A 12,032-nucleotide genomic window follows, 5' to 3' on the forward strand; every position below is an offset into this window, starting at 1 on the left:
TATGCGGGAATAGCTCAGTTGGTAGAGCACGACCTTGCCAAGGTCGGGGTCGCGAGTTCGAGTCTCGTTTCCCGCTCCAAATTTTCACATCAAAAAATTATCCACAGCGGGAATCCTCGTTGGGGGCGTTTTTTATTGTCTTCTGAAAATCATTGTGAACAGACTTATCCACAGGCTGCGCTTTCATTCGCAACATAATCATTGCTTCGCTGGGTAAATAGTCTCTGTTTAACGTGCTGAAAAATCTTAATAAATTAACATTGGAAAGTGTTAACGCGATCGCTTGACGATTTTGTTGACGTTGAATCGCAATGTGTTTTTTATTTTATTCACAAGCTGTGGACGATTTACGCATCGCGCGGCAGGCCTTTTTCAATCACCCGTACCAGGCGTTGTTTTTGCGGCGTTTGTACTTCAATAATGCAGGCTTTTCGCTTATCGATTTGCTGCGCAATCGCCCATTGTATATGTTCGTCAAGAAGTGGGTGCTCACCTAACCGTTTCTCCAGCGCCCGAATATTGGCCTCATCCCAGGGGGCATTACCCAGAGCTACGGCAATATTACGCAGCCAACGCAGATGGCCAATACGACGAATTGCGGAGCCTTCCGTAACTTTTAGGAACCAGGCCTCATTCCAACCGAACAGTTCGATCAACTCCGGCGCATGCAAGACTTTGCGCGGGCTGAAGTCCTCTTCCTCGGTTAATTGCGAATAGCGATTCCACGGGCAGATAAGCTGGCAGTCATCACAACCGTAAATGCGGTTACCCATTAACGGGCGAAACTCTTCCGGGATTGCACCTTCCAGCTCAATCGTGAGATAGGAGATGCAGCGGCGGGCGTCGACAGTGTAGGGCTCAACAATCGCGCCGGTGGGGCAAATTGTCATGCAGGCCACGCAGCGCCCGCAGCCTTCTTCCACCGGGGTATCGATGGGGAGTGGCAAATCAATCAGCAACTCGCCAAGGAAAAAGAACGAACCGGCGTCACGGCTCAGGATAAGTGAGTGCTTACCTGTCCAGCCCAGACCCGCTTTTTCCGCCAGCGGGCGCTCAAGAATGGGCGCGGAATCCACAAACGGTCTAAAATTCAGCGAAGCACAATGCTGCGAAATCATTTCGCCGAGCTTTTTAAGCCGGTTGCGCAGCAACTTATGATAATCACGCCCCAGCGCGTAGCGGCTGACATAACCGAGCGAGGGGTTTTTAAGCGTACTGGCGAATGCGGCGTGTGCAGGCAGATAATTCATGCGCACGCTGATAACGCGCAGCGTACCGGGGAGAAGTTCGTGGGGGCGGGCGCGCATCATACCGTGACGCGCCATCCACTCCATTTCGCCATGGTATTGTTTATCCAGCCACGCCTGCAGCTTTGGCTCAGAGGCGCTGAGATCGGTATCGGTAATGCCGACGTGCTGAAAACCCAGTTCAGAGCCCCACTGTTTGATTTGTTGCGCTAAGTGATTGAGATCGAGGGGCTGTGACATGACGGACCATAAAGATGAAGAAAATCGCAGCAAGTATACCACACTCCATCTGGCATGCTGAGGCACTCCGACAGGCAGAAAAAGACGCTGCAGATAGCCTTGGCATTACGCTCTATGAATTAATGCAGCGCGCAGGTGAAGCGGCGTTTGACGTGGCGCGGAAGCATTTTCCGCACACCCGATGCTGGCTGATCCTTTGCGGGCACGGCAACAACGGCGGCGACGGTTATGTGGTCGCACGGCTGGCCGCTGCGGCAGGAGTGCAGGTAACCTTACTGGCGCTGGAAAGCAGTAAGCCCTTGCCGGAAGAGGCCGCGCAGGCAAGGGAGGCCTGGCTTAACGCTGGCGGTACTATTCATGCCGTGGATGTGCTGTGGCCGGAAGAGATAGATTTGATTATCGATGGCTTGCTCGGTACCGGCCTTACTTGCGCACCGCGCGACAATGTTGCACGGCTTATCACCCAGGCTAATGCTCATCCAGCTCCTGTACTGTCGCTGGATATTCCTTCTGGCTTGATCGCGCAAACTGGCGCAACCCCCGGGGCCGTTATCCATGCCCGGCACACTGTCACCTTTATTGCTCTCAAACCTGGTCTGCTGACCGGGAAAGCCCGTGATGTGGTCGGTCAACTGCATCATCGTGCCCTTGGGCTTGATGCCTGGCTAAACGGGCAGGAGAGTGCCCTTGCCCGTTACGATGCCAGCCAACTGGCGCAGTGGTTTACCCCGAGACGGCCCACATCGCACAAAGGGGATCATGGTCGGTTGCTCATCATTGGCGGCGATCATGGCACGGCAGGAGCAATCCGTATGGCGGGTGAAGCGGCGCTGCGGGCAGGTGCTGGCCTGGTGCGGGTACTGACACGCCGCGAGAATATTGCACCCTTGCTAACTGCCCGCCCGGAGCTTATGGTGCACGAAATGACGGCCAGTACGCTGGATGAGAGCCTTGAATGGGCCGATGTCGTGGTCGTGGGGCCGGGCCTCGGCCAGCAAGAGTGGGGCAAAAAAGCGCTGCATAAGGTGGAAAATTTTCGCAAACCGATGCTCTGGGACGCGGATGCGTTGAACCTTCTGGCAATCAACCCCGATAAACGTCACAATCGCGTACTGACGCCGCACCCCGGCGAGGCTGCGCGTCTGCTGAATTGCAGCGTGGCGGAAATTGAAAGCGATCGCTTACTTGCGGCCCAACGTCTGGTTAAACGCTATGCAGGCGTGGTGGTGCTGAAAGGTGCCGGGACGGTAGTGGCGAGCGCGGAAGGCGCAATGGGCATTGTTGATGCCGGTAACGCTGGCATGGCGAGCGGCGGTATGGGTGACGTATTGTCGGGTATTATCGGTGCGCAACTGGCACAGAAATTAACCCTGTATGATGCCGCCTGTGCGGGTTGTGTAGCGCATGGCGCGGCAGCCGATAGGCTGGCGGCAACGAGTGGTATGCGCGGTATGCTGGCCACCGATCTTTTTACCACGCTCTTGCGTGTTGTTAACCCGGATGTAGTTGATACAAAAGATGATTAATCGAGTTATTCCTTTACCTGACGAGCAAGCGACATTGGATCTCGGCAAGCGTGTCGCGCTGGCCTGCGATGGCGCAACGGTGATTTATTTGTATGGCGACCTCGGCGCGGGTAAGACCACGTTTAGCCGGGGCTTTTTACAGGCCTTAGGCCATAACGGAAATGTCAAAAGCCCGACCTATACGCTGGTGGAACCGTACACCCTCGATAAATTGATGGTGTATCACTTCGATCTGTATCGCCTTGCCGATCCTGAGGAGCTGGAATTTATGGGGATCCGCGATTATTTTGCCAACGACGCCATTTGCCTGGTCGAGTGGCCGCAACAAGGTGCGGGTGTATTGCCTGACCCGGATGTCGAAATTCATTTAGATTACCAGGCGCAGGGGCGTGAGGCGCGCATTAGCGCTGTATCCTCATCTGGCGATTCGTTACTGGCGCGTATAGCCGGTTGACAGGAAGGGTGACGGGATGATCTCTCGCGTGAAAAGTTGGTTGGCAACGGCGTTATTATTACTCTGCGCGCAGGCTGGTGCGGCAAGCCTGGCGGATATTCAGGTATCTAATGGCGATAACCAGGCTCGTATAACGTTCAGTTTTATGGGCGATCCTGATTATGCTATTTCGCAACAGGACAAACGCAGTGTTGCGCTGGACATCAAACAGACCGGCATTATTCAGGGATTACCTTTGCAGTTCAGTGGTAACAATCTTGTCAAAAGCATTCGGGCCGGTACTGCCAGGGATAATCAATCGATTCGTCTGGTGGTCGACTTAACGCAGAATGGCAAAACCCGGGCGGTCAAACAGCAAAACGGTGCGGGTTATACCGTCATCTTTACGATCGATGCTGACGTTCCGCCCCCGCCGCCAAAAGCGGTGGTACAGCGGGCTGAAACGCCAGTCGTTACGGCGCGCCCGGTCCAGCCTTCGCAACCTGGACGCAACCCGTTTCGTTCCGAAAACGACCGTATTACCAGCGTAACCAACAGCAATACGATAACCCGTCCGGCGGCGCAGGCGGTATCCGGCGATAAAGTCGTCATTGCTATTGATGCCGGGCATGGCGGTCAGGATCCTGGCGCGATCGGTTCCGGTGGGACACAAGAGAAAAACGTGACCATCGCGATTGCCCGCAAGCTACGTACGCTGCTGAACGACGATCCGATGTTTAAACCGGTCATGACGCGTGATGGCGACTATTTTATTTCGGTGATGGGGCGGTCAGATGTGGCGCGCAAACAGAACGCCAACTTCCTGGTGTCGATCCACGCCGACGCGGCACCAAACCGCGACGCGACAGGTGCTTCCGTATGGGTATTGTCTAACCGCCGTGCCAACAGCGAGATGGCCGGCTGGCTGGAACAGCATGAGAAGCAGTCCGAACTGCTGGGCGGCGCCGGAGATGTGCTGGCAAATAGCCAGTCTGACCCTTACCTGAGCCAGGCGGTGCTCGATTTACAGTTCGGCCATTCTCAGCGTGTAGGTTATGATGTCGCCACCAATATGCTGGGCCAGCTTCAGCGCGTGGGGGCCTTGCATAAGCGTCGCCCGGAACATGCCAGCCTTGGTGTGCTGCGTTCCCCGGACATTCCTTCAGTGCTGGTTGAAACCGGATTTATCAGTAATTCGGGCGAAGAGCGTCTATTGGGGAGCGACAGCTATCAGCAGCAGATTGCCGAAGCCATTTATAGCGGTCTGCGTAACTATTTCCTCGCACATCCATTGCAATCCGCGCCACGCAGCGGGGGCGGGCAAACAGCCAGCGCTGCTGCGCCGGGTAGCGGTCTGCTTAATTAAGGACATCTTGATGCCGATTCAGGTTCTGCCGCCGCAGCTTGCGAACCAAATCGCCGCTGGCGAAGTGGTAGAGCGCCCTGCGTCGGTAGTGAAAGAGCTGGTAGAAAACAGCCTTGATGCTGGCGCAACGCGTATTGATGTTGATATTGAACGCGGCGGCGCAAAGTTGATTCGCATCCGCGATAATGGCGCGGGCATCAAAAAAGAGGAACTGGCGCTGGCGCTGGCGCGTCATGCGACCAGTAAGATCGCCTCGCTGGACGATCTGGAGGCAATCATCAGCCTCGGTTTTCGCGGCGAGGCACTGGCCAGTATCAGTTCTGTTTCCCGTTTAACGCTCACCTCCCGCACGGCTGAACAGCAAGAAGCCTGGCAGGCTTACGCGGAAGGGCGCGATATGGCGGTAACGGTTAAGCCTGCCGCGCATCCGGTTGGTACGACGCTCGAAGTGCTAGACCTGTTCTATAACACCCCGGCGCGACGTAAGTTTATGCGTACCGAGAAAACTGAATTCAACCATATTGATGAGGTGATCCGTCGCATCGCGCTGGCACGCTTTGATGTGACTCTTAATCTCAGTCACAACGGTAAGCTGGTGCGTCAGTATCGTGCAGTGGCGAAAGGCGGCCAGCAAGAGCGGCGGCTGGGTGCCATTTGCGGTACGGCATTCCTTGAGCACGCGCTGGCTATCGAATGGCAGCATGGTGATTTAGCCTTGCATGGCTGGGTAGCTGATCCGAAGAGTACTACCACCGCTTTTGCTGAGATCCAGTATTGCTATGTGAATGGCCGGATGATGCGCGATCGCTTGATCAATCACGCCATTCGTCAGGCATGCGAAGACAAACTGGGTGCCGACCAACAGCCCGCGTTTGTGCTTTATCTGGAGATCGATCCGCACCAGGTGGATGTCAATGTGCATCCGGCGAAACACGAAGTGCGCTTCCACCAGTCACGCCTGGTGCATGACTTTATCTACCAGGGCGTACTGAGCGTGCTGCAACAGCAGCTTGCTGTGCCGTTACCGCTGGCGAACGAACCTGTGTTGCGTACGCTGCCGGAAAACCGCGTAGCGGCAGGGCGCAATCAGTTTGCTGAGCCGTTGATTGCCCGTGAGCCAGAAGCACCCCGCAGGGAAACGGCTGCACCCGCACCTCGTAGCGGCGGTAATGGCGGTGCGGCTCCCTCCTGGCCCCATGCGCAGCCCGGTTATCAGAAACAGCAGGGCGCACTTTATCGGCAGCTGTTAGATACGCCGCTGGCAGAGCGCAAAAGCGAAGCGCCGCCGCCCGCCTCGCCCGCGCTGGACGGACACAGTCAGAGCTTTGGTCGCGTATTAACGTTGATTGCGCCACACTTCGCGTTGCTTGAACGCCACGGTACGCTTGCGTTATTGGCGCTCCCGGTTGCTGAACGCTGGTTGCGGCAGGCTCAGCTTTCGCCAGCCAACGCTCCCACCTGCGGCCAGCCGTTGCTTATCCCGGTGCGGTTAAAAATTTCCGCTGCTGAGAGCGAGGCTTTGAAGCGCGCGCAGCCAGTGCTGGGGGAAATGGGCATTGAATTTGTGCCTGATGGACAGCATGTGACCATTCGCGCAGTGCCTTTACCCTTGCGCCAACAAAATTTACAAATCTTGATTCCTGAACTGATAGGCTACCTGGCGCAGCAGACAAGCATTCATGCGGCCAATATTGCCCAGTGGCTGGCGCGTCATCTGGCGAGCGATCATCCGCAATGGAGCATAGCGCAGGCGATAACCCTGCTGGCCGACGTCGAACGGCTTTGTCCGCATCTGGTGAAGTCCCCACCAGATGGTTTATTACAACCTGTTGATTTACAAATGGCGATGAACGCCCTGAAACATGAGTGAAGTGAGTAAGGCTGGCCTGCCTGAGGCTATTTTTTTGATGGGCCCGACGGCCTCCGGTAAAACAGCATTAGCCATTGAGCTGCGTAAAGTTTTGCCCGTTGAGTTGATAAGCGTTGATTCCGCCCTAATCTATCAGGGAATGGATATCGGTACCGCGAAGCCTGACGCCGACGAGTTGCGTGCTGCTCCGCATCGGCTGTTGGATATTCTCGATCCCGCACAAGCGTATTCCGCAGCGGATTTCCGTCGCGATGCGCTGGCGGAAATGAAAGCCATCACCGATGCGGGGCGTATTCCGTTGTTGGTGGGCGGTACGATGCTCTACTTCAAGGCGTTGCTGGAAGGATTATCCCCCTTGCCGTCAGCGGATCCTGAAGTCAGGGCCGGGATCGAAAAACAGGCGGCAGAGCGCGGATGGGAAGCGTTGCACCAGCAGTTGCGGGAGATTGATCCTGTTGCTGCAGCACGGATTCATCCAAATGATCCGCAAAGGCTTTCCCGGGCACTGGAAGTTTTTTTCATTTCGGGTAAAACTTTAACAGATCTGACGCAAACGTCGGGAGACGCTCTGCCTTACAAGGTGCATCAGTTCGCCATCGCCCCGGCGAGCCGTGAACTGCTCCATCAACGCATTGAGCAGCGTTTTCATCAGATGTTGGCTTCGGGTTTTGAAGCAGAAGTGCGGGCGCTTTTTGCTCGCGGAGATTTGCATACGGAGATGCCTTCCATTCGTTGTGTGGGATACCGCCAGATGTGGTCTTATCTGGAAGGTGAGATTTCATACGATGAAATGGTTTATCGAGGTATTTGCGCCACGAGGCAACTCGCCAAGCGGCAGATGACATGGTTACGCGGATGGGAAGGCGTTCACTGGTTAGAGAGTGAAAAGCCAGAAAAGTCTTACCATGACGTGTTACAGGTTGTTAGTGCTATCGCAAGGTGAATGTGTACAATTAGGCCGTATCGTGCGCGAATTTTTACGCAGTTTTCAGAGCCTTCGGGTTCTAAGTACAAAACAAGCATATAAGGAAAAGATAGAATGGCTAAGGGGCAATCTTTACAAGATCCGTTCCTGAACGCACTGCGTCGGGAACGTGTTCCAGTTTCAATTTATTTGGTGAATGGTATCAAGCTGCAAGGGCAAATTGAGTCTTTCGATCAGTTCGTGATCCTGTTGAAAAACACGGTCAGCCAAATGGTCTATAAGCACGCGATTTCAACTGTTGTTCCATCTCGTCCGGTTTCACATCACAGCAACAATGCCGGCGGCGGTACCAACAGTAACTACCATCACGGTAGCAACGCGCAAGGTTCTGCACAGCAGGACAGCGAAGAAACCGAATAAGGTTTAATGCTGTTTATCTCTATCGGGGAGCCAGAAAATCTGCGTTCCCCGCTGATCTTTATTGAGGGTTATACGCTTGTTTGACCGTTATGACGCCGGTGAGCAGGCGGTACTGGTACACATCTATTTTTCGCAAGACAAAGATATGGAAGACCTTCAGGAGTTTGAATCTCTGGTCTCTTCCGCCGGTGTCGAAGCAATGCAGGTGATTACCGGTAGCCGTAAAGCACCGCACCCCAAGTATTTTGTAGGCGAAGGTAAAGCAATCGAAATTGCGGATGCTGTTAAAGCCGCGGGTGCTTCCGTTGTGCTTTTTGATCATGCGCTGACCCCTGCCCAGGAGCGTAACCTGGAAAGATTGTGCGAATGTCGTGTTATCGACCGCACGGGCCTGATTTTGGATATTTTTGCCCAGCGTGCGCGCACGCACGAGGGGAAATTGCAGGTTGAACTGGCGCAGTTGCGCCATCTGGCGACGCGCCTGGTGCGTGGCTGGACCCACCTTGAACGACAAAAGGGCGGGATTGGTTTGCGCGGTCCGGGTGAAACCCAGCTCGAAACCGACCGTCGTTTGTTGCGTAATCGTATTACCCAGATCTTATCGCGTCTCGAGAAGGTTGAAAAACAGCGTGAACAAGGGCGCCGCTCCCGCACGAAGGCCGACATTCCAACGGTCTCGTTGGTAGGGTACACGAACGCCGGAAAATCTACGCTATTCAACCAAATAACCGAGGCGCAAGTGTATGCAGCCGATCAGCTGTTTGCGACGCTGGATCCCACGCTGCGCCGTATTGACGTGGGAGACGTAGGTGAAACCGTGCTGGCGGATACCGTAGGGTTTATTCGCCACCTGCCGCACGACCTGGTCGCGGCGTTTAAAGCGACCTTGCAGGAGACGCGTCAGGCGACGTTGCTGCTGCACGTGATTGATGCCGCAGATGTCCGCGTGCAGGAAAACATTGATGCAGTGAACACCGTGCTTGAAGAAATTGAAGCACACGCTATCCCAACGCTGCTAGTGATGAACAAAATCGATATGCTGGACGATTTTGAGCCGCGTATCGATAGGGATGAAGAGAATAAACCAATCCGCGTCTGGCTCTCTGCGCAGACCGGGGTTGGCGTACCACTGTTATTCCAGGCTTTGACGGAGCGTCTTGCCGGGGAAGTCGCGCAGCACACGTTGCGCTTACCCCCGGAGGAAGGGCGTCTGAGAAGTCGGTTTTATCAGCTTCAGGCAATAGAAAAAGAGTGGGTGGAAGACGATGGCAGTGTCGGTATGCAGGTGCGCATGCCTATCGTCGACTGGCGTCGACTCTGTAAACAAGAACCGGCACTCGAAGAATACGTCGTCTGACCGGCACAGGCCTGAAGATTTTTCCCCTTTGGGGGTGCCCGCCAGTTCGGGCATACACCGCACGATAGACACATATGGAGCATATACATGGCGTGGAATCAGCCCGGTAACAACGGACAAGACCGCGACCCGTGGGGAAGCAGCAAACCAGGCGGCAACTCTGAGGGAAATGGAAACAAAGGTGGTCGCGATCAGGGGCCTCCTGATCTGGATGATATCTTCCGCAAACTGAGTAAGAAGCTCGGTGGCTTGGGCGGCGGCAAAAGTTCCGGCGGCGGTAATCCAGGTTCTTCTGGCCCGCGAGGCCATGTGGGCGGGCGTGTTGTCGGCATCGTTGCCGCCGCAGCCGTGATTATCTGGGCGGCTACCGGCTTCTACACCATTAAAGAAGCGGAGCGCGGCGTCGTGACCCGTTTCGGTAAGTTCAGTCATCTGGTGGAACCGGGGCTGAACTGGAAACCTACCTTTATTGATAACGTGACGGCGGTGAACGTTGAGTCCGTGCGTGAACTGGCCGCATCGGGGGTGATGCTCACTTCTGATGAGAACGTGGTTCGCGTTGAGATGAACGTTCAGTATCGTGTGACCGATCCGGAACGTTACCTGTTTAGCGTGACCAGCGCTGATGATAGCCTGCGCCAGGCAACAGACAGCGCCCTGCGTGGCGTGATTGGCAAGTACGTGATGGACCGTATCCTCACGGAAGGCCGTACCGTTATCCGTAGCGATACACAACGTGAACTGGAAGAAACGATTCGTCCTTACAACATGGGGATCACCCTGTTGGACGTGAACTTCCAGGCAGCGCGCCCGCCGGAAGAGGTGAAAGCGGCATTTGATGACGCGATTGCCGCCCGTGAGAACGAGCAGCAATACATCCGTGAAGCGGAAGCGTACACCAACGAAGTTCAGCCACGTGCTAACGGTCAGGCTCAGCGTATCCTTGAAGAGGCGCGCGCGTACAAGACGCAGACCATCCTTGAGGCTCAGGGTGAAGTGGCCCGTTTCGCGAAGATCCTGCCGGAATACAAAGCCGCGCCGGAAATTACGCGTGAACGTTTGTACATTGAAACCATGGAAAAAGTGCTGAGCCATACCCGCAAAGTGCTGGTTAACGATAAAGGCGGCAACCTGATGGTGCTGCCGCTGGATCAGATGCTGAAAGGTGGTAACGCGCCTGCGGTAAAGAGTGACAGCAGTGGCGCGAACAACTTGCTGCGCCTGCCGCCTGCGTCTACTTCTGGCAGCAGTGCGAACAGCGCCCCGTCAACGTCGGCGGGAGACATCATGGACCAACGCCGCGTTAACGCGCAGCGTAACGACTACCAGCGTCAGGGGGAATAACGATGCGTAAGTCAGTTATCGCGATCATCATCATCGTGCTGGTAGTGCTCTACACGTCTGTTTTCGTGGTGAAAGAGGGCGAGCGCGGTATTTCGCTGCGCTTCGGCAAAGTTCTGCGCGACAACGAAAACAAACCGTTGGTGTTTGAGCCAGGCCTGCACTTTAAATTGCCGTTTATTGAATCGGTTAAAATGCTTGATGCCCGTATCCAGACCATGGATAACCAGGCCGATCGTTTTGTGACCAAAGAGAAGAAAGACCTGATCGTCGATTCCTATATCAAGTGGCGTATCAGCGATTTCAGCCGTTACTACCTGGCGACGGGCGGTGGTGATGTCTCTCAGGCGGAAGTGCTGCTGAAACGTAAATTCTCTGACCGTCTGCGTTCTGAAATTGGTCGTCTGGATGTGCGTGACATTGTGACCGATTCACGTGGCCGTCTGACGCTTGAAGTGCGGGATGCGCTGAACTCGGGTTCTGCGGGCACCGAAGATGAAGTGTCGACACCGGCAGCGGATGACGCCATTGCTAAAGCGGCAGAGCGTGTTCAGGCTGAAACCAACGGCAAAGTGCCGGTGATTAACCCGAACAGTATGGCTGCTCTGGGTATCGAAGTGGTGGATGTGCGTATCAAGCAGATCAACCTGCCGACCGAAGTGTCCGAAGCGATTTACAACCGTATGCGTGCCGAGCGTGAAGCCGTTGCGCGTCGCCACCGTTCACAAGGCCAGGAAGAAGCTGAGAAACTGCGCGCTGCAGCGGATTACGAAGTAACCAAAACGCTGGCGGAATCAGAGCGTCAGGGGCGTATCCTGCGTGGTGAAGGCGATGCTGAAGCGGCGAAGCTGTTCGCGGATGCCTTCAGCCAGGATCCGGATTTCTACGCGTTTATTCGTAGCCTGCGCGCTTATGAAAGCAGCTTCCAGAGCAATCAGGATGTAATGGTGCTCAGCCCGGACAGTGATTTCTTCCGTTATATGAAGACACCCAGTTCCGCGACGCGCTAAGATAGCGCCAACGGTTTAGAAGATAAAAACCACCGCCTGATTCAGGGCGGTGGTTTTCTTTTTGGAAGGATCAGGAATGAATTCAACTATCTGGCTTGCCCTGGCGTTGGTGCTGGTGTTTGAAGGGCTGGGCCCTATGTTCTACCCACGAGCGTGGCGTCGGATGATCGCCTCGCTGAGCCTGCTTCCCGATCATATTTTACGTCGCTTTGGCGGTGGGCTTGTGGTCGCGGGAGTGGTGATCTACTACATGTTGAGGAAAACGATTGGCTGAGGGAAAAGAGCCTATCTTTAAGC

Annotated in this window: 11 protein-coding genes and 1 tRNA gene; 11 read left to right on the forward strand and 1 reads right to left on the reverse strand. The window is 55.1% G+C overall.

Annotated features, from left to right (window positions below; translation table 11 throughout):
* Nucleotides 1-3: 3 nt before the first annotated feature.
* Nucleotides 4-79 (forward strand) — tRNA-Gly (locus RTX30_RS15390).
* A 268-nt stretch (nucleotides 80-347) separates the two neighbouring features.
* Here the strand turns inward: RTX30_RS15390 and queG are convergent.
* Entirely contained in the window at nucleotides 348-1,487 is a 1,140-nt protein-coding gene (queG, locus tag RTX30_RS15395; protein ID WP_312691036.1) for a tRNA epoxyqueuosine(34) reductase QueG, read from the reverse strand.
* 14 nt (nucleotides 1,488-1,501) lie between these two features.
* Between queG and nnr the strand changes: the two genes are divergently transcribed.
* The 10 genes from nnr (at nucleotide 1,502) to RTX30_RS15445 (ending at nucleotide 12,009) form a co-directional block, all read left to right on the forward strand.
* Complete coding sequence (gene nnr / locus RTX30_RS15400; protein ID WP_312691037.1) at nucleotides 1,502-3,013, forward strand: bifunctional ADP-dependent NAD(P)H-hydrate dehydratase/NAD(P)H-hydrate epimerase; 1,512 nt, start codon at nucleotides 1,502-1,504, stop codon at nucleotides 3,011-3,013.
* Nucleotides 3,006-3,467 (forward strand): tRNA (adenosine(37)-N6)-threonylcarbamoyltransferase complex ATPase subunit type 1 TsaE, encoded by a 462-nt coding sequence (tsaE, locus tag RTX30_RS15405; RefSeq protein WP_312691038.1) that lies wholly within the window; start codon nucleotides 3,006-3,008, stop codon nucleotides 3,465-3,467. Before nnr ends, tsaE begins: the two co-directional genes overlap by 8 nt.
* Nucleotides 3,468-3,483: 16 nt before the next feature.
* Complete coding sequence (amiB, locus tag RTX30_RS15410; protein ID WP_312691039.1) at nucleotides 3,484-4,812, forward strand: N-acetylmuramoyl-L-alanine amidase AmiB; 1,329 nt, start codon at nucleotides 3,484-3,486, stop codon at nucleotides 4,810-4,812.
* A gap of 10 nt (nucleotides 4,813-4,822) precedes the next feature.
* Nucleotides 4,823-6,682 carry a DNA mismatch repair endonuclease MutL gene (mutL, locus tag RTX30_RS15415; RefSeq protein WP_312691040.1) on the forward strand — a complete coding sequence of 620 codons (1,860 nt, stop codon included), beginning with the start codon at nucleotides 4,823-4,825 and terminating at the stop codon, nucleotides 6,680-6,682.
* The gene (gene miaA / locus RTX30_RS15420; protein WP_312691041.1) at nucleotides 6,675-7,625 is read left to right on the forward strand and encodes a tRNA (adenosine(37)-N6)-dimethylallyltransferase MiaA; all 951 of its coding nucleotides are present in this window, start codon (nucleotides 6,675-6,677) and stop codon (nucleotides 7,623-7,625) included. Before mutL ends, miaA begins: the two co-directional genes overlap by 8 nt.
* A gap of 96 nt (nucleotides 7,626-7,721) precedes the next feature.
* Nucleotides 7,722-8,027 carry an RNA chaperone Hfq gene (hfq, locus tag RTX30_RS15425; protein ID WP_312691042.1) on the forward strand — a complete coding sequence of 102 codons (306 nt, stop codon included), beginning with the start codon at nucleotides 7,722-7,724 and terminating at the stop codon, nucleotides 8,025-8,027.
* Nucleotides 8,028-8,103: 76 nt separating this feature from the next.
* Nucleotides 8,104-9,384 (forward strand): ribosome rescue GTPase HflX, encoded by a 1,281-nt coding sequence (gene hflX / locus RTX30_RS15430; protein ID WP_312691043.1) that lies wholly within the window; start codon nucleotides 8,104-8,106, stop codon nucleotides 9,382-9,384.
* Between the two features lie 87 nt (nucleotides 9,385-9,471).
* Nucleotides 9,472-10,728 (forward strand): FtsH protease activity modulator HflK, encoded by a 1,257-nt coding sequence (gene hflK / locus RTX30_RS15435; protein WP_312691044.1) that lies wholly within the window; start codon nucleotides 9,472-9,474, stop codon nucleotides 10,726-10,728.
* Between the two features lie 2 nt (nucleotides 10,729-10,730).
* Nucleotides 10,731-11,735, forward strand: a complete 1,005-nt coding sequence (gene hflC / locus RTX30_RS15440) for a protease modulator HflC (protein ID WP_312691045.1) — start codon at nucleotides 10,731-10,733, stop codon at nucleotides 11,733-11,735.
* 76 nt (nucleotides 11,736-11,811) lie between these two features.
* On the forward strand, nucleotides 11,812-12,009 hold the full coding sequence (locus RTX30_RS15445; RefSeq protein WP_061498457.1) for a DUF2065 domain-containing protein: 198 nt from the start codon (nucleotides 11,812-11,814) through the stop codon (nucleotides 12,007-12,009).
* The last annotated feature ends 23 nt before the right edge of the window (nucleotides 12,010-12,032 follow it).

Source organism: Kosakonia sp., from assembly GCF_032052965.1.
In the GTDB taxonomy this organism is placed as follows: domain Bacteria; phylum Pseudomonadota; class Gammaproteobacteria; order Enterobacterales; family Enterobacteriaceae; genus Kosakonia.

Coding starts and splice junctions, on each gene's coding strand:
- queG (WP_312691036.1), bottom strand. CDS start 1,487: ATGTCACAGCCCCTCGATCTCAATCACTTAGCGCAACAAATCAAACAG.
- nnr (WP_312691037.1), top strand. CDS start 1,502: ATGAAGAAAATCGCAGCAAGTATACCACACTCCATCTGGCATGCTGAG.
- tsaE (WP_312691038.1), top strand. CDS start 3,006: ATGATTAATCGAGTTATTCCTTTACCTGACGAGCAAGCGACATTGGAT.
- amiB (WP_312691039.1), top strand. CDS start 3,484: ATGATCTCTCGCGTGAAAAGTTGGTTGGCAACGGCGTTATTATTACTC.
- mutL (WP_312691040.1), top strand. CDS start 4,823: ATGCCGATTCAGGTTCTGCCGCCGCAGCTTGCGAACCAAATCGCCGCT.
- miaA (WP_312691041.1), top strand. CDS start 6,675: ATGAGTGAAGTGAGTAAGGCTGGCCTGCCTGAGGCTATTTTTTTGATG.
- hfq (WP_312691042.1), top strand. CDS start 7,722: ATGGCTAAGGGGCAATCTTTACAAGATCCGTTCCTGAACGCACTGCGT.
- hflK (WP_312691044.1), top strand. CDS start 9,472: ATGGCGTGGAATCAGCCCGGTAACAACGGACAAGACCGCGACCCGTGG.
- hflC (WP_312691045.1), top strand. CDS start 10,731: ATGCGTAAGTCAGTTATCGCGATCATCATCATCGTGCTGGTAGTGCTC.
- RTX30_RS15445 (WP_061498457.1), top strand. CDS start 11,812: ATGAATTCAACTATCTGGCTTGCCCTGGCGTTGGTGCTGGTGTTTGAA.